Annotated in this window: 23 protein-coding genes; 9 read left to right on the forward strand and 14 right to left on the reverse strand. The window is 39.7% G+C overall.

The genetic code is table 11. The annotated features are described in order from the left end of the window. The first annotated feature begins 4 nt into the window (after positions 1-4). The 6 genes from citD (at position 5) to IGK63_RS15435 (ending at position 5460) form a co-directional block, all read left to right on the forward strand. A complete protein-coding gene (gene citD, locus IGK63_RS15410; RefSeq protein WP_005230465.1) occupies positions 5-313 on the forward strand; it encodes a citrate lyase acyl carrier protein in 309 nt (102 codons plus the stop codon). Then, positions 301-1188 (forward strand): citrate (pro-3S)-lyase subunit beta, encoded by an 888-nt coding sequence (gene citE / locus IGK63_RS15415; protein ID WP_005233062.1) that lies wholly within the window; start codon positions 301-303, stop codon positions 1186-1188. The genes citD and citE overlap by 13 nt, the downstream gene beginning before the upstream one ends. Before the next feature lie 2 nt (positions 1189-1190). Beyond that, entirely contained in the window at positions 1191-2723 is a 1533-nt protein-coding gene (gene citF, locus IGK63_RS15420) for a citrate lyase subunit alpha (RefSeq protein WP_016613723.1), read from the forward strand. Next, entirely contained in the window at positions 2716-3258 is a 543-nt protein-coding gene (gene citX, locus IGK63_RS15425; RefSeq protein WP_429972538.1) for a citrate lyase holo-[acyl-carrier protein] synthase, read from the forward strand. Before citF ends, citX begins: the two co-directional genes overlap by 8 nt. Beyond that, positions 3255-4646 carry an oxaloacetate decarboxylase subunit alpha gene (locus tag IGK63_RS15430; RefSeq protein WP_016613721.1) on the forward strand — a complete coding sequence of 464 codons (1392 nt, stop codon included), beginning with the start codon at positions 3255-3257 and terminating at the stop codon, positions 4644-4646. Before citX ends, IGK63_RS15430 begins: the two co-directional genes overlap by 4 nt. A gap of 274 nt (positions 4647-4920) precedes the next feature. Further along, positions 4921-5460, forward strand: coding sequence for a DUF1697 domain-containing protein (locus tag IGK63_RS15435; RefSeq protein ID WP_016613720.1), 540 nt, complete (start codon positions 4921-4923; stop codon positions 5458-5460). Positions 5461-5537: 77 nt separating this feature from the next. Here IGK63_RS15435 and IGK63_RS15440 read toward each other — a convergent pair whose 3' ends face one another. From IGK63_RS15440 to IGK63_RS15495, 12 genes are all read right to left on the reverse strand, one after another. Continuing rightward, positions 5538-6224, reverse strand: a complete 687-nt coding sequence (locus IGK63_RS15440) for a YoaK family protein (RefSeq protein WP_016613718.1) — start codon at positions 6222-6224, stop codon at positions 5538-5540. Positions 6225-6508: 284 nt separating this feature from the next. After that, positions 6509-7891 (reverse strand): MATE family efflux transporter, encoded by a 1383-nt coding sequence (locus IGK63_RS15445; protein ID WP_034872420.1) that lies wholly within the window; start codon positions 7889-7891, stop codon positions 6509-6511. 80 nt (positions 7892-7971) lie between these two features. Further along, on the reverse strand, positions 7972-8352 hold the full coding sequence (locus IGK63_RS15450; protein WP_016613715.1) for a MarR family winged helix-turn-helix transcriptional regulator: 381 nt from the start codon (positions 8350-8352) through the stop codon (positions 7972-7974). Between the two features lie 411 nt (positions 8353-8763). Continuing rightward, the gene (locus IGK63_RS15455; protein ID WP_229045661.1) at positions 8764-9603 is read right to left on the reverse strand and encodes an RsiV family protein; all 840 of its coding nucleotides are present in this window, start codon (positions 9601-9603) and stop codon (positions 8764-8766) included. 33 nt (positions 9604-9636) lie between these two features. Continuing rightward, entirely contained in the window at positions 9637-10155 is a 519-nt protein-coding gene (locus tag IGK63_RS15460) for an RNA polymerase sigma factor (protein WP_005233050.1), read from the reverse strand. A gap of 36 nt (positions 10156-10191) precedes the next feature. After that, complete coding sequence (locus IGK63_RS15465) at positions 10192-11589, reverse strand: polysaccharide deacetylase family protein (RefSeq protein WP_016613712.1); 1398 nt, start codon at positions 11587-11589, stop codon at positions 10192-10194. 348 nt (positions 11590-11937) lie between these two features. Beyond that, the gene (locus IGK63_RS15470; protein WP_016613710.1) at positions 11938-12285 is read right to left on the reverse strand and encodes a DUF7006 family protein; all 348 of its coding nucleotides are present in this window, start codon (positions 12283-12285) and stop codon (positions 11938-11940) included. Positions 12286-12461: 176 nt separating this feature from the next. After that, positions 12462-12800, reverse strand: a complete 339-nt coding sequence (locus IGK63_RS15475) for an LPXTG cell wall anchor domain-containing protein (RefSeq protein WP_185953779.1) — start codon at positions 12798-12800, stop codon at positions 12462-12464. 34 nt (positions 12801-12834) lie between these two features. After that, positions 12835-13398, reverse strand: a complete 564-nt coding sequence (locus IGK63_RS15480; RefSeq protein ID WP_144330853.1) for a hypothetical protein — start codon at positions 13396-13398, stop codon at positions 12835-12837. Positions 13399-13423: 25 nt separating this feature from the next. Then, positions 13424-13942, reverse strand: a complete 519-nt coding sequence (locus IGK63_RS15485; RefSeq protein ID WP_034871937.1) for a hypothetical protein — start codon at positions 13940-13942, stop codon at positions 13424-13426. Positions 13943-13981: 39 nt separating this feature from the next. Then, positions 13982-16942: a BspA family leucine-rich repeat surface protein gene (locus IGK63_RS15490; RefSeq protein WP_429972539.1), complete on the reverse strand. Its 2961-nt coding sequence runs from the start codon at positions 16940-16942 to the stop codon at positions 13982-13984. A 767-nt stretch (positions 16943-17709) separates the two neighbouring features. Next, positions 17710-19185, reverse strand: a complete 1476-nt coding sequence (locus IGK63_RS15495; protein ID WP_034872175.1) for a helix-turn-helix domain-containing protein — start codon at positions 19183-19185, stop codon at positions 17710-17712. A 296-nt stretch (positions 19186-19481) separates the two neighbouring features. On the opposite strand from IGK63_RS15495, the gene IGK63_RS15500 reads away from it, so the two are divergent. The 3 genes from IGK63_RS15500 to IGK63_RS15510 are packed head-to-tail and all read left to right on the forward strand — an operon-like array spanning position 19482 to position 21420. Further along, a complete protein-coding gene (locus tag IGK63_RS15500; protein ID WP_016613006.1) occupies positions 19482-19817 on the forward strand; it encodes an ArsR/SmtB family transcription factor in 336 nt (111 codons plus the stop codon). Beyond that, a complete protein-coding gene (locus tag IGK63_RS15505; RefSeq protein WP_016613007.1) occupies positions 19814-20506 on the forward strand; it encodes a type 1 glutamine amidotransferase domain-containing protein in 693 nt (230 codons plus the stop codon). Before IGK63_RS15500 ends, IGK63_RS15505 begins: the two co-directional genes overlap by 4 nt. Continuing rightward, positions 20491-21420, forward strand: a complete 930-nt coding sequence (locus tag IGK63_RS15510) for an NAD-dependent epimerase/dehydratase family protein (protein ID WP_016613008.1) — start codon at positions 20491-20493, stop codon at positions 21418-21420. Before IGK63_RS15505 ends, IGK63_RS15510 begins: the two co-directional genes overlap by 16 nt. A 272-nt stretch (positions 21421-21692) precedes the next feature. On the opposite strand, the gene IGK63_RS15515 is transcribed toward IGK63_RS15510, so the two are convergent. Together IGK63_RS15515 and IGK63_RS15520 are read right to left on the reverse strand one after the other, a co-directional pair. Next, a complete protein-coding gene (locus tag IGK63_RS15515; RefSeq protein ID WP_016613009.1) occupies positions 21693-21866 on the reverse strand; it encodes a hypothetical protein in 174 nt (57 codons plus the stop codon). Between the two features lie 345 nt (positions 21867-22211). Beyond that, positions 22212-22715 carry a VanZ family protein gene (locus IGK63_RS15520; protein ID WP_034872180.1) on the reverse strand — a complete coding sequence of 168 codons (504 nt, stop codon included), beginning with the start codon at positions 22713-22715 and terminating at the stop codon, positions 22212-22214. Between the last annotated feature and the right edge of the window lie 117 nt (positions 22716-22832).

Genomic DNA, 22832 nt, shown 5'->3' on the forward strand with positions numbered 1-22832 from the left:
ATAAGTGGAAATCAAAAAAAGTGCGGTTGCCGGCTCCGTTGAATCCAGTGATATCTTGATCGCGATCGAGCCCACCACAACCCAAACCATCGAGCTGACCCTCGATAGCAGTGTCGAAAAACAATTCGGCAAACAAATTCGCGCCGTCATCCTTGAGACGCTGAACCATCTAGGCGTGACACAGGCCAAAATCACCGCCACCGATAAAGGCGCATTGGACTGTACCATCAAAGCCCGAACTCTGACAGCCGTTCATCGGGCAGCCGAACAAGAACAGTATGCTTGGAAGGAGATCGACACATGGAACGTTTAAGAAGAACGATGATGTTTGTACCAGGAGCTAACGCTGCCATGCTACGGGATGCGCCATTGTATGGCGCCGATTCCGTTATGTTTGATTTAGAAGATGCGGTCTCCTTGAATGAAAAAGACTCTGCTCGGACACTGGTGCATTTTGCCTTAAAAACCTTTGACTATTCTGCCATCGAAACCGTCGTGCGCATCAACGGCCTCGACACGGTGGGTGCCCTTGATATCGAAGCGATGGTCCTAGCGGGGGTCAACGTCATTCGACTACCGAAAACCGAAACCGCCCAAGATATCATTGACGTTGCCGCTGTGATCACACAAGTAGAAGAAGAAAACGATCTGCCTGTAGGAACCACCAAAATGATGGCTGCCATCGAGTCGGCCGAAGGCGTTTTAAATGCCCGAGACATCGCTACAGCTTCCGATCGTTTGATCGGGATCGCTTTAGGGGCAGAAGATTATGTCACCAATATGAAAACCCGTCGCTACCCAGATGGGCAAGAGTTGTTGTTTGCCCGCAGTATGATTTTGCATGCAGCTAGAGCTGCGGGGATCGCCGCCATCGATACCGTCTTTTCTGATATCAATGACACAGATGGCTTTCTCGCTGAAACGACCCGCATCAAGCAGCTTGGTTTTGACGGAAAATCAGTGATCAATCCCCGGCAGATTCCCCTAGTTAATGGGATCTATGCGCCTTCAAAAGCCGAGATCCAACAGGCCAAAGAAGTGATCTGGGCCATTCGTGAAGCCGAAAGCAAAGGTTCTGGTGTGATCTCCTTGAATGGCAAAATGGTCGATAAACCAATCGTTGAGCGAGCGGAACGCGTGATTGCCCTTGCCAAAGCAGCGAAATTGATTACCGAGGAGGAAGTGTAATTATGGTGTTAAACAAAGCAGGAAAAGACATCCCTGAATGCTATGCCACCCAATACGGGGTCTTTGAAAATGAAACAGCCAATATCCATGCCTACAAAGAAGCGAGTCGCAAGATCGAGCCAGTCCTGCCGGGCAAAAGCAAGGTCTTGGGCAGTATTCGTGAAGCCATTGAAAAAACAGGGTTAACGGACGGCATGACGATCTCCTTCCACCATCATTTTCGCGAAGGGGATTTTATCATGAATCTCGTTTTAGACGAGATCGCAAAAATGGGCATCAAGAATCTTGCGATTGCCCCTAGTTCCATCGCCAATGTCCATGAACCATTGATCGGACATATCAAATCTGGGGTCGTGACCAATATCACCTCCAGCGGTCTGCGGGACAAAGTCGGTGCCGCAATCTCCGAAGGCATTATGGATGCTCCAGTCATTATCCGTTCTCATGGCGGTCGGGCTCGTGCCATTGCCGCCGGCGATATCCACATCGATGTCGCCTTCTTAGGGGCCCCTAGCTCAGATGCGTATGGCAATGCCAATGGCACCGTCGGAAAAGCAACCTGCGGCTCATTGGGCTATGCGATGGTCGATGCAAAATACGCCGACCAAGTCGTGATCATCACCGACACCCTGGTACCGTTTCCAAATACCCCAATCAGCATTCCCCAAACGGATGTCGATTATGTCGTGGAAGTCGACGCCATCGGTGATCCTGCAGGGATCGCAAAAGGTGCGACCCGTTTTACCAAAAATCCAAAGGAATTACTGATTGCTGAGTATGCAGCCAAGGTCATCACCAGCTCGCCTTACTACCAACAAGGCTTCTCCTTCCAAACCGGAACAGGCGGTGCCGCATTAGCCGTTTCTCGTTTTTTACGCGAAGCGATGATCAAAGATGAGATCAAAGCCAGCTTTGCCCTCGGCGGCATTACCAATGCCATGGTGGAACTGTTAGAAGAAGGATTAGTGGAAAAACTGATCGATGTCCAAGACTTTGATCATCCTTCCGCGCAATCGCTAGGGAAAAACGCCAATCATTACGAGATCGATGCCAATATGTATGCCTCACCGTTAAGCAAAGGGGCGTTTATCAATCAATTGGATACCGCCATTCTTTCCGCACTGGAAGTCGACACGGATTTCAACATCAATGTCATCACCGGTTCTGACGGTGTGATCCGCGGTGCCTCTGGCGGCCACTCAGATACTAGTATGGCGTGCAAAATGAGCTTAGTGATCGCTCCTCTTGTGCGGGGACGGATCCCAACAATCGTCGATACCGTCAACACGATCGTCACGCCAGGCGCCAGTATTGATGTCGTCGTTACGGAAATCGGGATCGCCATCAATCCTGCTCGCAAAGACTTGATCAGCCATTTTGAAGCATTGGATATTCCCCAGTACACCATTGAAGAATTAAAAGAAAAAGCCTACAGCATTGTCGGTCAACCCGAACCAATCAAGTACGGGGAAAAAACCGTCGCTTTGATCGAATACCGCGATGGCACGATCATTGATGTGGTCAAAAATGTCTGATGCCCTATTTTCAGGAACCCCTGTGACGCTAACCGATATGCTGCAGGCGCGAGAAAATAGAAGCTCCCTTCAACGGGAGCTTCTCGCTGCGGATGAAAAAGCGGCATTGCTTGTTGCCACCATGAATATTCCCGGTCCCGTGAAAAATTCTGTCCCATTGACCGCCGTTTTTGAAGAACTCATTACGGAAATCGAAGAGGCCGTCAAGGAACTGATTCCACTGGCAAACCTCTACCGTAGTTTGGAAACTGGACCGGAATATTATCTCGTACTGCCCACAGATCCTTATGAACTAAAACGAATGATGGTTCAGATTGAGACCCATCATCCTTATGGTCGATTGGTGGATCTGGATGTCTTAGCCAAAAACCAAGACCAGCTTTTACCTATCAGCCGCACCGAAATCGGACTGCCGACAAGAAGCTGCTACGTCTGTGAACAAGATGCCAAAGTTTGTGGCCGTTCTAGAACTCATAGCGTAGCAGACATGCAGCAGCAGATCCGTAAAATCATTCAGGAAAGAGTGAAAGAATGAAAAAAATCCAATTTACCGAAACCGTCTTGCGGGACGGCCAACAAAGTCTGATCGCTACACGAATGCCTACCAGCGATATGCTACCGATTTTAAAAACCATGGATCAAGCGGGCTATCATGCCTTGGAAATGTGGGGCGGCGCAACCTTCGATGCTTGTCTGCGTTTTTTAAATGAAGACCCATGGGAAAGATTGCGGGCGATCCGCAAAGAAGTGAAAAAGACCAAATTGCAAATGCTCTTACGGGGACAAAATCTCTTAGGTTACAAAAACTATGCCGATGACGTCGTTGCTGACTTTGTGACCAAATCGGTTGAAAACGGCATCGACATTCTTCGTTTGTTTGATGCCTTAAATGATGTCCGCAATTTAGAAACCGCCATCCGCGCCACAAAAGCAGCCGGCGGACACTGTCAAACAGCAATCTCTTATACTACTAGCCAAATCCATACGGTGGATTACTTCGTCGACCTTGCCCATAAAATGGCAAACCTCGGCGCCGATTCCATCTGTATCAAAGATATGGCAGGCGTTTTGACACCGCAAACTGGCTACGAGCTGGTCAGCCGAATCAAAGATGCCGTCGATCTACCGCTAGAAGTCCATACCCATGCCACCAGCGGCATCGCTGAGATGACTTACTTAAAAGTTGCGGAAGCCGGTGCAGACATCATTGATACCGCCATCTCCTCCTTTGCTGGCGGCACCAGTCAGCCAGCAACCGAATCTGTGGCAATCGCCTTAGAAGATTGCGGCTTTGCTACGGGACTTGATCTGCAAAAAGTAGCTGAGATTGCAGAACATTTCAATCCCGTTCGTGATCGCTTCCGTGAAGAAGGACTGCTGAATCCAAAAGTCAAAGATATTGAACCTAAAACCTTGATCTATCAAGTACCTGGTGGCATGTTGTCAAACCTACTCAGCCAATTGACGGAACAAGGATTGCAAGACAAGTATGAAGAAGTCCTAGCAGAAGTACCAAAAGTCAGAGCAGACTTGGGCTATCCGCCACTAGTGACCCCATTGTCGCAAATGGTCGGTACCCAAGCCTTGATGAATGTGATTTCAGGAGAACGTTACAAACTTGTCCCAAGTGAGATCAAAGATTACGTCAAAGGACTTTACGGTCAATCGCCAGCACCCATCACCGACGAAATCAAAGAAACAATCATCGGAGATGCTGAAGTGATCACCGTCAGACCAGCTGATCTACTGGCACCACAACTGCCAGTCTTTCGGGAAGAAATCGCTGAGTATGCCAAAAGCGAAGAAGACGTGCTGATGTACGCCCTCTTCCCTCAGCAAGCCCAAGACTTTTTAGGCCGACGAGAAGATCCCTTTTATGATGTCCCCGTACAGACAGTGTCTGTGAGGATTGCGGTGGATTAACAATGAAGCCAGAAATAGAGAAAACAACTTAAAGTGCCCCTCACAAATTCGCTTGCTTTAGCAGATTTGTGAGGGTTGTTATCATTTACAGGCTGTTTATTCGTTTTTACTAATTAGCAGCGCAAAAATACATGCGCCATAGCCACTCCACCAATAAGCTTGCATTCGTCGTTTCTCGCTCACGTATTTTGGGTAGCTGAGAAGCCAGGATTGTACTTCCGCTTCATCCATTCTATAATCAGCTAAAAGAAGGGGTTTAAAGGAGGAGTTATCCATGCAACGATATATCGCTTTATTAAGAGGCATCAATGTCGGTGGAAAGAACAAAATTTCTATGAAAGAATTGAAAGCCGGTTTTGAAGAATTGGGATTTAGCAATGTGGTCACTTATTTGAATAGCGGCAATGTGATTTTTTCCAGTAAAGGGGATGATCCACAAGCCCTTGCCGAAACGATTAAAGCAATGGTCAAACGCGACTTTTCCTTTGATATCGCTATTTATATCATTCGCCAATCAGAGCTGCAGGAACGCTTGACCCATATGCCCGACTGGTCAGGAACGGAAGATAAAACCATCTATGACAACCTGATCTTTTTGATGCCTTCGCTGACCTACGAGGAGTTATCTGAAAAACTCGGGGCTCCGAATGCCGAGCTTGAACAGGTTTTCCCTTACAAAGACGTCGTCTTCTGGTCCTACCTCCGCAAAGACTATCAAAAAACCAATTGGTGGAAAAAAACAGCCAGCACTAGCGTCGGCAAGCAGATTACGATTCGGACCATCAATACCGTAAGGAAGATTGCGGAGCTGTGACGACATTCTAAAAATATTCCCCTCTCAACTTATAAGAAAAACCGTCAGAAGGAGTCCCTCTGACGGTTTTTCTTTGACTATCGAATCGTCTTTTTCGCTTGATGGATTTCAATAAAAAGTGCCAGCAGAAACGTGAAGGTTACGATCCAAATTGAATATTTTTTCAAAATAAGACTGATAAAGGCTAGTAAACAAGCACCAATGACAAATGAGAGCACGACGATCGTATAGTTATGGGCATTGCGTTTTTGAAGCGACGTTTTATTCCGTGAGGTCAGATACAGATACCATTCATTTAGCATTTTCCGATAATTTCCTGAGGTCATCATGATCGTATAAGGATTTCCTTCGATTTGCGTTCCAGTGAACGTCAGCATCAGCAAGCCACTGCCAAAAGCAAGCAGACCAATTTTAAAAAGGTGTAGATTTTGAGACAATAATGGAATGATCAAACTCGATAAAATAACAGGCAACATGGTATAACTGCGCCAATAATGACTGAAATTGCTGCGCTTTAGAAGAATACCTAATAAAAATCCTACCGTAAACAAAATGATCGATACAATCTTAGGCAGCATTTGCTGCCAATTATATTGAGATAAATTCGAAGCCATCAAAATAATGTTCCCCGTCTGGGTAGCAACTAATCCATGAAAGTAATTATGAGAATAGACATCTAATGCCCCACCTGAAAAAGCCATTAAAATCGCAAACAGACGACTGTTATTCGAGACAGCAACAACTTTATAAAATTTTTTTTGCATAGTAGATTCCTCAATCGCTTGATAATTTTGCTAATAGCATTTGTTTTAGACGCTTTTCTTCTATCTGATATATGAAAAAGATCGTTTTTCCTTGAAATGGAGTTTTTTTCAATAGTAAGTATAACAGAATCAACATCTCCTCTTACTTTAATGCAAAGAAAATAAATAGCAAGTAAAGAAGCCCAACAAAGCAAACTTCGTTGAGCTTTCCATACCCGAGATTCGAAAAGAAACCTTTCGCTATCTTTTCATCCAGAAACCAATAGTTCAAACGTACCTGATTCTTATATGCTACTGTTTTGCATGGCGGGCAGGTCATCCTTATTAAGTTTATTTAGATAAGGAATCATCATTAAGACACCCGCAACAAACGCGATACCTTCTGTAATCGTCATTGACCAAATCAATCCATCCAATCCATAGAAATGATGCAGCACTAAAACGATTGGAATAAAGAATGTTCCTTGAATCGTGGACATCACTCCGGTCTGAGCACCTAGTCCAGATGCCTGAAAGATGCCCGTGAATAAACCAGAGAAACCATTAAAGATCGAAGAAACCAACTGTGCCCCTAAAATCGTTAAGCCAACTTGGATCACACGAGGATCACTTGTAAATAACCCCAGCACAGGCACTCGCAACCAATACACAATCAATGCAAAAAGGATGGAGATCCCACCTATCCACAAAGATACTTCTTTCAGTGCTTCTTTCACTCGTTTCGTGTTATGGGCAGAGAAACTGTAGGCAAATAACGGTATGACGCCCAAAAATAGACCCATTGTTAAAAATTCCGGTAGTTGCGTGATTCGAACAGCGATACCAAAGCTAGCCACAACATTGTCCCCATATTCAGCAGAAAAATTGTTCAATAATAATGTGGTGACGATCATGAAAGCTGATTTAAACAGCTCGGATATTCCTATTTTGTAAACTTCTAGCTGATCTTTGATTGAAAGTTTCATGCTCTTTAAAAAGCCCTTCAATGTCTCACTTTTCGTTTCTAGGAACCAGACATAATACGTTGTTGAAGCGATATTCGCAATTACCAGTGATAGCCCTGCACCGATCACATGTAGGTTAAAGACGAGAATCAATAATGCATCAAGTAGGATACTCACTGCAACACTGACAAACATGCCATACATTGATTCTTTTGATGCCCCTTCTGAACGCACCAACTGTTCCAAAGCAAAATTTAAAATGAACGATGCTCCACCAACAAACAAAATCAGTGAATATTGTTTTGTATACAAAAATGTCTGACCACCTGCTCCTAGTAAATGAATAAACGGATCCATGAAAATTACTGCGACAATCCCTATGATCACACCGAGCAGGATGCTCGAGTAAAACGCATAGCCGGCAACTTTCTTGCCCTTTTGAGTGTCTCCATTTCCTAGTAGTCGTGTGATATAGCTTCCTCCACCAACACCTAGCATGTTCCCAACGGCCATCAACAAAATCGTAATGGGCATCGCCAAGGTAATCGCCGACATCATATTGGTATCATGGATCAATCCAATAAAATAAGCATTAATCAAATTATAGATCGTCGTGGTTGAAATACCAACCATCATCGGGATCGATAAATGGGCAATTGCCTTTCGCACCGGACTTTCGCTTAAGTAGTAAATATTGGATTCATTCATTGTGACTTCTTCCATGATGATTCCTCCTTTAATTAGATAGTTAAATGTTAGAATTCTAACTTTAAGGCAATAAGCAGTGATTGACTGCTTATTGCTCATAGACTTTGATCGATTTTTCTTAACAAACGAGTCAGTTCTTCGACTTCTTCTGCATTCAGTGCTTGGACCAGTTCTTTTTCTGCCGCATAAAAAGCTTCATTGGTTTGATCAATCAACGCTTTTCCTTTGGGCAAAACGTATATATTTTTTTGCCGCTCATTATTTTTTGGGATGCGGCGTTCGATATACCCTTTTTTTTCTAACCCTTGAAGCATACTTGTGATACTGGCATCACGACGTTGAAACACTTGGGCCAAATCCTTCTGAATCAATCCCTTGTCTTCATTTTGTGCGATATACGCAATCATTCTTCCTTGCTGCTGACTGATATCCAGGTCTTTTATACGCAGTTCCATCGATTCCCGTGACTTATTCATAATGGAACGCATCAAATTCGAAACGATCAGTTCCTCCAAAACGACTCCCCCTTCGCCAAATGTTAGGTATCTAACTATTCGAAAAGAATATACACCGGTTAAAAAGGAAAGTCAATAAAAAGATTCGCTACCTAATAATTAGATCTCTAATTATTTTCAAATCCAATAATGGTAGTAAGGCTCAGGGAGTTCCACACTGTGGAAAAGTTACTCACAAAAGCAGACAACAAGGTACTTTTTATTGCCTTTGTAGTAAACGTGTATAAAAGAGACTCTGGGTTCATCGATTTTTTCCCCTCATGGTATCAAAGCCAATTAGAAAAGTAGGCTTTATTTTCCGCTCTTGCTAGCGAAAAAAAGAAAGCTTATCCAGAAATCATTTTCTGAATAAGCTTAAACTGATTTATCGATCTAATTAAAAAAATTTTCGTCAACTAAGATCGGCTTCAATACTGTAGTAGGTATTATGAACTCTTGTGTCCCCATGTATCCAGCCGAAACTTCATATTTATCAAACGAAATAACTAGTTCATGATTTTCATTAATATAAAAATTCGGATCATTCTCCAACCAATTTGTATCATTATAGTCTAAAACCCAATATTTGATATCGCTATTTACTCTCATCCGCTCTTTCATTTGGTGCTCAATTTCCTGAGCCAGCACCTCTAAATAGTTTTCCGTTTTAAATAACATCTTTAATGATAATAAGACCTCGTTCTTTTTATCGAATGTATCAAATCGATGTTCGACATTGGTGCTCCCCACTGTCTCTTCAAACGTACGGTCGATTACTAAAAATCGATTATCATTGACTTTCACATCATAGGTACCACTGACATACATTTGTTTTTCGTCCACCTTATTTATTACGTCTATATAACTTTGATATGCTCGTTGTCCTTCACGGAGATATTTTTCATTTAATTGCGAATACACTTGATTTTCTTCTGTTATCTTAGGCACATCAATAGTGATTTCTGCTTCCTCTTTACTGAACAGAAGCGTTTCCCCAGTTATAATTGATACCAAATCCCCCAAAATAGGTATTTCTGATGCAAAACCTCTAAAGGTAGTATTTTGAAGCATAATCAAAAAACTAAAAACCACCAAGATCACGCTTTCGACTCCTCTTCTAAGTACTTTTCGCTTCTTTTCTTCGTATACCTTTGCCTTTTCTATTTGAAAACGCGCAACTATTTCACGCTTTAATTGTTCCTGGTTTTCTCCATCAAACGTGTGCTGTTTCATTTCGCTCATTCTCCTTTTCATATCTTGTTTTTTCTAATTTAAAAGATGCTTAAATTGAACAAGAGAACGGTACATCTTCGTTTTCACCGTATTCTCATTTAAATTAAGTATTTGAGCAATTTCCTGCAAGGTAAATCCATCAAAATATTTTAAAATGATGATATCTCTTTCCGGACTAGGCGTTCTCTCTAGAATTTCCTTTAGTTCAAGAAATTCACTTTGATCGAAACGAAAATGACTTAGTTCTATAGTTTCTTCAAAGGCTAACCCAAATGGTCTTAGTCTCTTCACTCGCCATTGATCAATCGCGGTTCTTACTAAAATTTTATAGAACCATGCTTGAAAATTATCAATTTCTACTGTGTTTCTAAAGCTTTTTAACGCCTTTTGAAAGCTATCCTGCAGGACATCTAAAGCATCTTCATGATCATAAACATAACTGTAGGCAATTCGATACATTTGATCATATTTACCTTCTATCAGTTCTTCTAGTAGATGCTCATAATAGCGCACTTTTTTTGTTTGACTTCTATTCTTAAAAATAAAGATCACTCCTTCAACAACTCTCCAAGGGACTAGAAAAGACTGCTATTTAATTTCTCTTTGGTCAGCTAAACCAAAATACTGATTTAGTGGTTTTTGTCCATAAGAGAGCAATTCGCTTATAGTCACAAACTCATAGCCTCTTTTTCTTAGTTGACTTACCATTTCTGGAATGGATTCTACGGAACGTTCATGGATATCATGAATCAAAATGATTGATCCATTTTCTACAGTATCAATTACCTTATTTACAATCAAATCTTTATTTTTGACTTGCCAATCTTCAGAGTCTACATTCCATTGAATAATAGGCAATCCGATGGTTTTGGCAACGGCGCCGTTTACTGCTCCGTAAGGTGGTCGAAAGAGTTTTGGCAATACCCCTGTAGCATGAAATATTGCCTTATCAGTCTTCAGTACTTCTTCTTTGACTTTATCCAGAGTTACTTGAGTTAAGTCTGGGTGAGTGTATGAATGACTGCCAATTTCATGCCCCTCTCCCACTATTTTTTTCGCGACCTCTGGGTTCTTATCAACCATCTGACCTAAAACAAAAAAAGTCGCTTTTATCTTTTCTTTTTTTAACTCTCCTAGTAATTTTTTCGTAGACGTATCGTTAGGTCCATCATCAAAGGTGAGCGCGACATAGTTTCTTTTTTGGTCTAAGGATTTTTTTGGCAGATTATTATCAGAAACGATTGCTGGATCAATAAAAGGCAGAATTTTTTCAATGTCGACATTCATCTTTGTCAACCCTAAGACCTCTTTATCAAAAGCGATTTGTATTGAGTGAGGGAGAATGGTTATCTTACTATCCTTGCTTAAAAAGTCATATGTTAACACTTGATCTAATTCTTCCTCATCAATTGTTGATTTTAATTTAGTTCGAGTACTAAGTAGTTGTTCTTGTACAACTCTGTTTATCGCAAGCAAGTCTGATTCATCGTTGACAATATCTTTTAATCGAGGCTCATTTCGATTTTTGGATAAGAGTATTTCAGATAGTTCTTTTATTTCACCTAAATATTTCAAAGACTTTGTTTTATCATCCCAAATATATTCCTTTGTTACTAATTGTCGATTAATAAGGGCATCATTCACCTTTTCCTCATTGACATAGGAAAGCACCATTGACCGAGAATCCTTCAATTGTTTCGAAGCAACCTGAGTTTGAGCTTCCAATTGTTTTATAATATTTTTATTTTCAGTCGCAGAATAGTACAGGTAATATTTATTGTATTGATTATCGCCACTCTTTGATTCTTCAATCTGAGTGATATCACGATCAAAAAATGCAGTTTTAATTGTTTTTTCGACTTGCGTTTCAAAATTTGTTTGTTCTTCTCCATACACTTGACTCATTAGGTACTTATACGTGACACCCACTACTAACGTAAGAATCAATGCACAGAATATAGCTATTAACAATAATTTTTTTCTCATAGTATTTCCTCTCTTTCGTTGTTCTATAGGTTATGACGAAAGAACAGGTCAATTAGTTTCATTTATTAGCAAGTTTTTATCAATCGTGAACTTTCTTAATCGTGATTCCTTTATCTCCATAATATTGCTGTCTAAATTCATTAGCGAAAAATAGTAACTTCCAAATTATTCGTTTTTTCCTATCTTTTCCTTTAAGGTTTAGCTTTAACACAGACCTTTACGTTTTCCCTTAACTATGTCATTAGACAGTAGCGTTAGTTCTTAATCTTAATACTTGCGGAAAACAAAAAAAGGCTTCAAAAAATTTTTTTGAAGCCTTTTTTAAGATAATTTTTATTTATACAAACTCTATGACACATTGAATACGATAGAATTCTTCTTTTCTACACTTAGATCATAACCACAGATTTCTTTGAAATATGTCTTGTAATCATTCTCAGTAATTCTAATAATCTCATCTGCTGAGAAATCGTCGAATCGAGATAATTCTAAAACTAGATTCATCTTTGCATCAAGTCCTAGAATTTTTGGGAGCACTTCCCAGAAATTATCTTTTGAAATCGATTCAATCAGCTGACCGAATTCAGTTAGGTGTTTTTCGCAATATGCTTCCAATTTTTCACGTTCAATACCTTTTTTTATTTTCTCAAAATTGAAGTAGTAAGAAAAGGTTTCGTGGTTGTTTCCACCGTCCATTCATTTGCCCCTCTTTCTATGTATTTCTCCTAAAATTTTATTTGTATCAGCTAAACGCTATTATCTTGCCTTCCTTTTTATAACAATTAAATAAAACTGCCCTATCAGCTCCATCGAGGTGTTCTGATAGGGCATAAGTAATTATAAAATACTCTGCCTACTCATTTATTTGTTCACTAATTATAGTAATCAGTCGTTCCATAAATGTGTCTGCTTTTACTCAATAGTAATAAGATAGAAAATACTATGAGTGCATACCCCAGGATGATCAAACTGCTTGTGTTTGAAGAACCTGTTTGCGGTAATTTCCCTTGTCCGATTTGAGAAGCATCTGCGACGATCGTTTTCTTATTGTCATCGTCTGCTTCTTCCTCTTTCTTCGCTGTTTCACCAATTCGACCAGTCACAGTGACCTGCCCTGTTGTCGCCTCTGCGACAATGGTTTCTGATAGCTCCCAGACAGTTAGAGCCAGTAATGCAGCGATGAAAAAAATGATTCTTTTTCGTTTTTTCATACGATAGATCCCTTCTTTACTGGGATTTCAGTTTTTAGTCTTCCTCTACATCCGGCGCAAAACTCAAGACCAATTTGAAACTTGGGTTTGATTCTTCTGATGCATTGGCAGGTGTTGCTTCACCAGTGAACGCAAACGTCCCTTCATTCGTTCCTTGGTTGCCTTCAAGGGTAAACAATTCTGTTTCTGTTACAGTTGGTGTGCCGTTTTCAAACAACTCAATCCCGTTTACGTTTAACAAGTCTACTTCAGACATATTCAATGGTGTATCAACACCTGCAACAGAAGCGATCACACCAACTGCTGAGTTATTTGTCACCGTGTACGTAGGCGAAACGATCTCTTTGTGGCTTGACGCTTCAGTCGTATAGAACAAAGCAGTCGTTGGAATCGTTACATTGATCCATTGGTTCAAGTCATCGGGATTTGGTCCAGGTGTTGTATTCTCGAATTCACCGATGATCCCGTTTACTTGGACATCTCCTGACGTATCGCCTTCACGTCCGTCAATAGTTTGTGTCGCAAAAGCGGTGGTGCCGCTTGCGATTACTCCTGCGATCGTTGCTGTACTTAGAATAGCTGCTACAAATTTTTTCATTTTTATTTCCTCACTTTTCCTTTTTTTAATTCTTAACGATAATCGTTAATTCAGCTTCAGTGACCCCTTGTTTTTCTTTGCTTTCAGGGTCGTAAATATTGATGGTGGCTTTGGCAGGATACTCGCCTTTTGCCAATGGTGTCGCCAAGGCGACATTTTCAACAAATTGATTTGGATAGATCGCACCGGAAGAATAGATGACTTCCCCGCTCGACAGTAAAGAGATGTCCACGGCGATTGGGTACACATTGGTGCCTGGATTAACGATCTCGATGGATCCCGTGCTTTGACCATCTTCAAAAATGGCTTCTGGATTGATTTGCAGGGTGAAATAATTCGCATCTGCAATTTCCTGCGCCCGTTCAGATAATCGCTGATCGGTGGCATCGCCAGATTCAGGCAAAAGGTCTGCACTGATCAACGGAACCGCTTCTTTTGATTGATAGAAATAGTACCCGAGTCCACCGGCAAGTACTGCCAATAGCAACAACCACCAGAGCCATTTCCGTCGTTTTTTGTTTTCGGTTTGATTCGTTTGCTCCAATGGATTCACCTCCTTCCCATTTGGTACGATCTTTTTTTCTTAGTCTCGTGGAACAAAGCGTAAGACGATGCGATAATTCGGTACGAGCAAGTCTTCATAATATCCGCCTTGATCGGCTTCTGAATCAACGACCCATTGCGGGTAATTCCCATAGAAATCCCCTGTTAAGGAAATCGGCACGCGACTTCTTTCTTCTAAGCGAACCAAGTGTTGTTCTTCCATCGCTTCATAGAGTTGAATCTGGGTTTCTTCCGTTTTTAGGTTCAGTCGCAACAGCGGGGTTGAGATATCGTCATAAGTAAGGGTTGGGTCTTCCTCTTCGCTTTCAGCGTAATCGAGGGGATCTTCTCCCTCTTCTAACAAGACGATTCCGGCACTATCATCGATCGCCAATTGATTGATATAGGTATCCACAGCAAGTGGCGATTGATTGCGGATCTCATACGCTTGGCTTTCAAAATTACGATTCGATTCCGCCGTATTGTACAAGGATTCAAAGACCATTTTGGTCGGGATCGTCACTCGCATATGCTCAAGTTTCGATGTCACATCGATACCGATGGTCATCTGGTAGGCTTTATTCCCCACCTCAAGAACAGCGAAGTAACTGCCGTCTTCGTCCACTTCTCGTGTAAGATCCGTTTCTACGATGCGAAAGTCATCCGTCATATCCGCTTCCGTCAACACATTTACGGCTTGCGCGCGACTTTCTTGAAGGATCAAAGCATCTAATTCTTCTTGCGTGCTTAATTCATTAATTTTGAAACGGTCTAAAGTGAAGTTATTCGCTCGATAATTAATTCCTTTTATGACTGTTTGTTCTTCCGTTCTATCACCGGTCGTTTCAACAGAAGGTTTCGAAACTGTAATCGTTACCTTTGTCTCGGTCTCAAGACGTTCATTCCCTATCAAATCAATTTGGAACTGTCGGACTTGTTGATTTGACTCTTGATAATCGCCCCAAACAATTCGAGGATCATCTTTTTCAAGAACTACCTTATCTCCAGACGTCGTTTGGTAACTAATAGTCAACTCATCTACGGACTCTGTTGCATATCCAGTAATAGTTTGGGACTGATCGCTTACTCGATCAATGCTTGCGACAAGCTGTTCTGGAGCTACTCGCTCCCAGATATAGGTTCCTGGGGAACTACCATCATAGTTAGCCATAAACTCAGTTGAGTTTTCAAAAGTTATAACCGAACCATCACCCGACAAATTTTCTTCTAGCGTCCAGCGTCCAGTATATTGTTCAGTACTTGGGATTGCTGGTAAGTTTGCAGCAGCAGAAAAAATAGATTGTTCTCCTAATGTTATTCTATTTAATGTGTTAGTATTACCAAACATACTCTGCATATTAGTTACCTGAGAAGTATTCCAGTTGCTGACGTCAATTTCTTCTAAGTCACTCGCCTGGGCAAACATGAATGCCATGTCTGTTACTTGTGAAGTGTCCCAATTGCTAACATCTATCTTCTTTAAAGAATTCGCATTTTGAAACATCGTTCGCATATTAGTTACCTGAGAAGTATCCCAGTTGCTTACATCTATTTCCTCTAAATTCACATTGTTAAACATAGTTTGTGTAGACAGTAAACTAGAGGTGTTCCAGTTGCTGACGTCAATTTCTTCTAAGTCACTCGCCTCGGTAAACATGAATGCCATGTCTGTTACTTGTGAAGTGTCCCAATTGCTAACATCTATCTTCTTTAAAGAATTCGCATTTTGAAACATCGCTCGCATATTAGTTACCTGAGAAGTATCCCAACTACTAACATCTAGTATATTCAGTGCACGGACCTGACTAAACATGAATCTCATGTCTGTTACTTGAGAAACATCAAACTTATCAGCATTTTCGATAGATTCCAATTCTGCTAGTCCATCAAATAAGAAGGAAGAATTTCTTGGTAAAGTAACAGAATCATTGACTAAGATTTTCTTGACCGATGGATAAGTTTTCCAAGGAGCAGTTGCAACTGCTCCAGCTTCTCCACCATACAAGATGATCGTTTCTGAGATACCATCATATAGCCATGGAACGGATCCCCACATTTCAAATATTTCCCATGTATACGTACCTGGAAAACGGCCATCATAACTTGTCATGAATTCACTTGAACTGGCATACCTGATCCCAAGATTTTCTGTACCTGGTTCCAACTTCCACCCACCGGTATAACCGTCTGTTTGTTGAATCGCTGGAAGCTGAGTGTCAGCTGAAAACAAGCTGTTTTCTCCGAGTGTCAATGATTTTAAATTAGTATTATTAAATATCTGACTCATATTTGTAACACTGGAAGTGTCCCATGAACTAAGATTCAATCGTGTGAGAGATCGGGTTAAATTAAACATTCGGCTCATATTCGTAACTTTTGATGTGTTCCATGTTCCTAAATCTAAAGTAGTAAGACTATTGGCTTGAAGAAACATGTCCCTCATATCCGTGACATTTGATGTGTCCCATGCTCTTAAATCTAAGGTGGTAAGACTTTGAGCATTCATAAACATTTGACTCATATCCGTGACACTTGATGTATCCCACGATGCAAGGTCTAACCTAGTAAAAGCTGCGGGTGTGGCCGCCAGATTCCCAAACATAAGTCTCATATTAGTCACATTTGACGTGTCCCAATTACTAACATCTATTTCCCTTAACCGCCATGTAACTTGAAACATACTCTCCATATTAGTGACGTTAGAAACATCTAGTTTGTCTGCATTCTCTATGACTTCTAAAAGTTGTAATTCCCTAAACATCCCCGACGAGTTACTAGGTAAAATCACTTGATCTTCAAAAATTATTTTGCGAATGTGACGATACTGCCACCATGGCGACTCTCTTGCCGCCCCTGCTGTTCCGCCACCTACTATGATTGTTCCTTCTCCTTCGTAATAAGACCAAGGTACAGTCCCCCATAACCCTTGATCTGTAGGTATCCCTCTGACTAAAATCGAGTCTGTAACTTTACTATCTCTTTTTTCTTGTGCCACTGCCACAGACTCTATTTCTTGTTTTAGTTCATTGTCATGTGAATTTTCTGATATATTGCTATCTACTACTTTTGATGTCTCACTCTCAAATAGTGTATCATCTGAATATTCGTCACTATCTGATTCATTTATTTCTTCTCTTGATGATTTGGATTGAGCAATTTCGTCTTCTTGACGAACATGAACCTCGGCAAAAACAATAATAGGATGAAAAACTTGAACAACCAAAAAACATAATACAGTCAATAATCTTTTCTTCACCTGACCACCTCCTAACATATAAATATAAGGTCATTTAACCAAGTGATCTATATATTCAAATCACTTTCACCTCGTTTTTCGTACTAATGTGATTCAATATTTAAAAATTTCAGAACATTTAACGAGAAAGGTCTGTACACTTAATAAGTGGAATACTTTATGGATGAAAAACACCAAAAACAACCTTCCTAAACCAATAAAGAGATATCTACTTCTTAATTAGTCTCAAATTTCTTCGATTTTTAGATTAGAACAAAAATAGACATTCGATCCGATCGAATGTCATGGAAAAGTTATTAGATTAGGTTTTCTATTTTAGAGAATAAACAACAAATGTCTATTCTAAAAAACGAAGGTTTTTGATACATTTGTCTGTAAGTTTGTATGCATACCTATCTCTTACATGATAAAGGTTACATGATTTTTAGATAAAATGGGAATCAACATTTTCATATTCGGATGAAATAAATGAAAAAAAACACTCGTTAATACTTTTAACGAGTGTACGGAGATTAGAGAAATGGTTTTCGATACGGATCAATTTTTCTTTCCAGATTCCGCCAGTCATGCTCATCTGGGACAGCTTTCAATAACAAGTAATCTGTTTCAATAATATAGTCTAAGAGGTACCGATTATAGTTTGTGACAATCAAATCAATATGATCGGCATTTAATATTTCTTGTGTCAGATGTTGCAATGGCAAAAAGGTCAACGTGTGCTTTGTACCAAACTGTTGCATTGCACGAGTTCGAATCTGTTGGCAGATGAAGTGATCACCTTCTAGAAGAAAATAAATTCTTTTTGTCGGTGAATAAAAATCAAAAATCAAATCACTGTAGATCGTTAAACTCACACAAATATCTTCAAGATATGGCGCAGCCAAAAAGTCTTTTCTTTGATGCTTCTTTAAAAATCGTAAATTCCGTTGATAGTTTTCATTGTCAGAACGCATGAGAGATTCTTTGATGTCCTGTGCCTCTTTGTTCAATGCAGGAGCTAACGCATAGTTCACTTTTCTAGACAAAAAGAAGGATTGCAAGAAAATTTTTATCTTGGCATAGCTCTCATTTGTGAGCTCAAACTCTTGTAAGTAAGCCTCCGTAAGTTTGGCAATTTCTGATCCTTGATGAAACTGCTGGTAGAACTTTTCCTCCGATGCTTCTCGATCTAAGGTACGTTTACAAATAGTAACTAAATAAATCCATGCAAATTCTTCCTTCGCTAGTTCTACGCCGTAAAGCTTGTTGATTCCGTCTTTTAAAGAATACAGGAGGGAGAAGCTATTTCCTTTGTAGGCTAATTCAATCAAGTATTTCGGGACTGTTATCGGAAAACCAAGGCTCGCCCGTTTGATTGCAATAAAAAAAGTATAGTAAAAAGCAGCTGGTGTTGTTCCAGAGCCAATATCATATTGTCCTAGTTTATTGTTTAACTGGGTTAAGACCAACTCATGCAATGCGGGGTCGGGAACAAGGGTATGGGCAGTATCAATCCCTTCGTAATAAAAGTCTTTGAAGAATTTCCGTAAATCCGCTTCGCTCCCTTCAATTGTCAATGGATTCGACACCCATTTTAACCGATAACTGCTCAATATTTTGTTCGATTGACCCAACAACCGTCGAAACGTGCTCTCAGAAAAATGATAATGATGGGCCAACTCGTCAATATCCATCAATTCCCCTTGAAAAATATGACCGATGATTTCAAATAAGCACTCATTTTCTAGCAAATCTTGTTTCTTTTCTTGGTACACGGAAGGTTTTTTCTCTTCAAAAAGAAAGCCACTATTCCCCGAAGTTAGGGTGATACAATCACCAAAATAGTCTTTCACATACTTGAGATCATTTGCAATTGTGCGTTGTGTGACTTGCATCTTTTCTGCCATTTCACCAATTGTAAATAAACGATCTCGCTCCATCACACTCAAAACTCGAAATAAGCGCTTAGTTGTGCGATTACTGATAAATGCTAACTGTAAGTCTCTCATATTCTCCGCCTCATATCTCACTACGTCTTTTGTCTAGATGTTACATACATAACACAACAACAAAAAATGAGCAAGACACGGCTCTTAATCACTTCATAAAAAAATAAGCTGCTTCTAAACACAAAAAAGGATCAAATGCTCTTATGCTTTTCCATTATTATCTATTTGCTTACAGAACATTCTAATCTCCTTAGCGATGGTGGAGAAAAGGAATGCTCTCGAGCTTCTTTCATTGCAAAAATCTCCTTTAAATGGTTTAATGGTTTAAACTTTTAAACGATAATGGAGAGACAATTATGATAGATTATACCAATCTGCAACAAGATTTTTCTGAGTTAAGTGATTTTTTAATCGCGCTAGGTGACAAAAAAAGACAAGCTATCATCATTCGGTTGCTGGAAGCGGAAAATTGTGCTGGCTTACAGGTCACTTCCTTATTAGAGGCCACCAATTTATCTAGACCCGCCATTTCACATCATTTGAAAATCTTGAAAGAAGCCAAAATCGTGAATTTCAGGCAAGAAGGAACAAAAAATTATTACTATCTCGATCATGAGCAAACAGAAATAAAAAAACTCCAATCCTTTTTAACGAAAGTCCTTCACATTATGAACGAGAGGGATCATTCATGAAGAAAGTATTAGTTGTTGAAACAAACATTCAAAAATATGCTGGCACGAACAAGGCTACCGGACTTTGGTTAGGAGAAAGTGCCGAGTTTCTAGATGAGGTCTATCAACAAGGGGTTGACGTTGATTTCGTAAGTCCATTAGGAGGCTTTGTTCCTCTAGATCCAAGAAGCATGAAATATATAGATCAAGCCATTATGAACATTTATCTGGAAGAAAATTTCATTCAAAACGGCTTGATTCAAACGAAAAAACCCGCAGAAGTAAATCCAAATGACTACCATGCGATTTATTTTACCGGAGGGCATGGTGTCATGTGGGATTTTCCTGATAATAAAGAGCTTCAAGAACTCGCTTTAGCTATTTATGAAAACAATGGGTATATTTTATCTGTTTGCCACGGAATCGCTGGTTTACTAAATATAAAAGATAGAGAAGGAAGCTTTTTGATTTCTGGAAAAAAAATCACAGGATTTACGAAAACCGAAGAATTTCTCGCCGGGAAAATGAACAAAGTTCCTTTCTTTAATCAAACCGCCGCAGAAGAAAGAAACGCTCAATTCAAAAAAAGACGCTTTTATAAAGCATTTGCCCTAAAAGATGGGCGGATCATCACTGGCCAAAATCCTTTTTCTGTACGTGCTGTAGCAAAACTATATCTTGAGGAGGTACAGTCATGCAAACAATTTTAGGAAGCAATGGACAAATCGGCTATGAACTAGCAAAAGAACTATACAAAAATTACACAAATGAGCTTCGGCTAGTTAGCCGGAAGCCTCAAAAAATCAATCCTACAGATCAGATCGTTTCCGCAGACTTGATGGACTTTTCGCAAACGAAAAAAGCGATTGAACATAGTGAGATTGTTTACTTCACTGTTGGGTTACCGATGGATGCGGAGCTGTGGGAAACCAATTTTATGAAAATCACAGAAAATGTCATTCGCGCTTGCCAAGAAGCACAGAGCAAACTGGTTTTTTTTGATAATACTTATATGTATCCAAAGGATCGTACACCCCAAAAGGAAGACACGCCATTTTCTCCAGCAGGCAGGAAGTCCCTCGTACGCTCTAAAATGGCTCAATTGGTTTTATCCGAGATGGAAAGTGGCCGTTTAGATGCGGTGATTTGTCGAGCCCCAGAGTTTTACGGCCCTGGCAAGACCCAGAGCATTACTAATACACTCGTCTTAAACAATATAGTCCACAATGCTCCCGTCAAAATACCTGTCAATAAGGACACTTTACGCACACTTATATGGACACCTGATGCTAGCCGAGCAATGGCCCTTATCGGAAATACGCCTAGTGCCTATGGCCAAACTTGGCATTTGCCCTGTGATACACCTCATAGTTTCCAAGACATGATCGATCTCGCCGAAAAAATTGAAGACAAACCATTGAAATACCGCGTCATTCCTTTGTGGCAATTTAAACTTGCTAAGCTATTCAGTAAAAACGCGCGCGAACTAAGTGAGTTATTACCTAGATACACGGTGGATAATCTTTTTGTCTCTGATAAATTCAAAAAGGCATTCCCTCATTTTAAGATCACAACGTTTGAAGAAGGCATTAGGCAGGTACTTGTTGAGAATAGGGCAGGATGACTGGGAATGTTCTTTCACTGTGTATTCAACAAATAACCCCTCCGAGCCCAACGGAACTTAAGCAATCTGCGAGTGTCAATCAACGAAAAGAAGGCGAATCAAAATAAAGAAAGTCCTTGAAAAACACGCACAAGAAGACCACAGAGAACATTATTTAGTTCTTATTTAAAAAAAGCCAAATAGAAGCGAAGAAAACAAATTGTACTTTCTTCGCTTTTTTTCAATTCATTGATTCTTTACCTTCCTCATTGTCCATCTGTTTCTCAAACCGTTTAGAACGCTAGAACAAAATCATCGATTTTTCGTTGATAATAAGCAATTTTCTTCGCATCGATCGCTAATTTCACTTTGTCTTCCTCACTTAACTCCTTTAAATACCGAATAAAATAGCTTTTCAATACAGAGAATTCAAAATAAGAAAGCTTTGCTTGTTTCGCTTGAATCAATAAAAAACTTTATGAATCATCCCGCTATTTAAATAGGTTTCTAACAAATCATTTCCTGAGACGACATTCCCTTGCTCATCTTCAACCTCACCAAGATCCACTTGGCTTTTATCCAATCACCTTTAGCTGTTTTACGATATAATCATTTTTCATCAAATAATGTGCGTCTTCTTTCGTTATATTTTTCTATAGTCTATTTGTACTTCGTGATACTAGTCAGTAATGCTGACAGGGTAAACTTTGAGAAGTTGGGTCGCGCTCTTTGAGATTCTGATCAGTGACGTCTAAAAAGCTCTCGTCGATGCTGTATAATTTACATTCCACTCTTTTAGATTCATAGCCTTTTTACCTTATCTTCTCTTTAAAATTAGAAAATAATGGAGTCTCACTTAAAGCAGAACCAATAATGAACCCACAAGTATTAGTGAAAATATCACCAAAATCAAAAATCCCTAGAGCAAAAACATACTGGCTAATTTCTATAAGAAAAATAACCAAAATAAATAGGAGTAAATTTTTCTTATTAAATTTAAATAAAAAACCACTAGGTATAAACATAACAATATTAAGCAATACCACAGCACTCAGTAAATCTTGAATGAACATAAGAGGATTCCATTCAATTCCTTGTATTCCAATATTTTTGAAAAAAAGTAAATAAATTAATAACAAATAGTAAATAATATAATATATATATATTGCCCATTTGGGAAAAAAACCAGAAATAAAACTTTGAACAAATAAATACAAATAAAAAGTAATAAGCAATATCTGTACCAATGGAATAACAAAATCAACAGATCCACTAGTAGGGAAAAAATTCATCGAAAAAGGATACAAAAATTCCATAAAAAACCATCTGGATAAAAAAAAAGAAACTATAATTATAAAAAAATGGATTAAAATTAATTTTAAGTTTTTCATGAATTCTCCAATATATTATCGTATACATGCAATCGTAATAAT

The sequence above is a fragment of the Enterococcus sp. AZ040 genome (assembly GCF_050499185.1).
GTDB classification, from domain to species: Bacteria; Bacillota; Bacilli; order Lactobacillales; family Enterococcaceae; genus Enterococcus_D; species Enterococcus_D entomosocium.

What these genes read in the sequence shown, in the direction of transcription:
- IGK63_RS15455 (WP_229045661.1), bottom strand. Translation starts at nt 9,603, where the DNA reads ATGAAACAGCACACGTTTGATGGAGAAAACCAGGAACAATTAAAGCGT.
- IGK63_RS15465 (WP_016613712.1), bottom strand. Translation starts at nt 11,589, where the DNA reads ATGAGAAAAAAATTATTGTTAATAGCTATATTCTGTGCATTGATTCTT.
- IGK63_RS15445 (WP_034872420.1), bottom strand. Translation starts at nt 7,891, where the DNA reads ATGGAAGAAGTCACAATGAATGAATCCAATATTTACTACTTAAGCGAA.
- IGK63_RS15440 (WP_016613718.1), bottom strand. Translation starts at nt 6,224, where the DNA reads ATGCAAAAAAAATTTTATAAAGTTGTTGCTGTCTCGAATAACAGTCGT.
- IGK63_RS15510 (WP_016613008.1), top strand. Translation starts at nt 20,491, where the DNA reads ATGCAAACAATTTTAGGAAGCAATGGACAAATCGGCTATGAACTAGCA.
- IGK63_RS15475 (WP_185953779.1), bottom strand. Translation starts at nt 12,800, where the DNA reads ATGAAAAAACGAAAAAGAATCATTTTTTTCATCGCTGCATTACTGGCT.
- IGK63_RS15520 (WP_034872180.1), bottom strand. Translation starts at nt 22,715, where the DNA reads ATGGAATTTTTGTATCCTTTTTCGATGAATTTTTTCCCTACTAGTGGA.
- IGK63_RS15435 (WP_016613720.1), top strand. Translation starts at nt 4,921, where the DNA reads ATGCAACGATATATCGCTTTATTAAGAGGCATCAATGTCGGTGGAAAG.
- IGK63_RS15480 (WP_144330853.1), bottom strand. Translation starts at nt 13,398, where the DNA reads ATGAAAAAATTTGTAGCAGCTATTCTAAGTACAGCAACGATCGCAGGA.
- IGK63_RS15430 (WP_016613721.1), top strand. Translation starts at nt 3,255, where the DNA reads ATGAAAAAAATCCAATTTACCGAAACCGTCTTGCGGGACGGCCAACAA.
- citF (WP_016613723.1), top strand. Translation starts at nt 1,191, where the DNA reads ATGGTGTTAAACAAAGCAGGAAAAGACATCCCTGAATGCTATGCCACC.
- IGK63_RS15495 (WP_034872175.1), bottom strand. Translation starts at nt 19,185, where the DNA reads ATGAGAGACTTACAGTTAGCATTTATCAGTAATCGCACAACTAAGCGC.
- IGK63_RS15470 (WP_016613710.1), bottom strand. Translation starts at nt 12,285, where the DNA reads ATGGACGGTGGAAACAACCACGAAACCTTTTCTTACTACTTCAATTTT.
- IGK63_RS15505 (WP_016613007.1), top strand. Translation starts at nt 19,814, where the DNA reads ATGAAGAAAGTATTAGTTGTTGAAACAAACATTCAAAAATATGCTGGC.
- citX (WP_429972538.1), top strand. Translation starts at nt 2,716, where the DNA reads ATGTCTGATGCCCTATTTTCAGGAACCCCTGTGACGCTAACCGATATG.
- IGK63_RS15500 (WP_016613006.1), top strand. Translation starts at nt 19,482, where the DNA reads ATGATAGATTATACCAATCTGCAACAAGATTTTTCTGAGTTAAGTGAT.
- citE (WP_005233062.1), top strand. Translation starts at nt 301, where the DNA reads ATGGAACGTTTAAGAAGAACGATGATGTTTGTACCAGGAGCTAACGCT.
- IGK63_RS15450 (WP_016613715.1), bottom strand. Translation starts at nt 8,352, where the DNA reads ATGAATAAGTCACGGGAATCGATGGAACTGCGTATAAAAGACCTGGAT.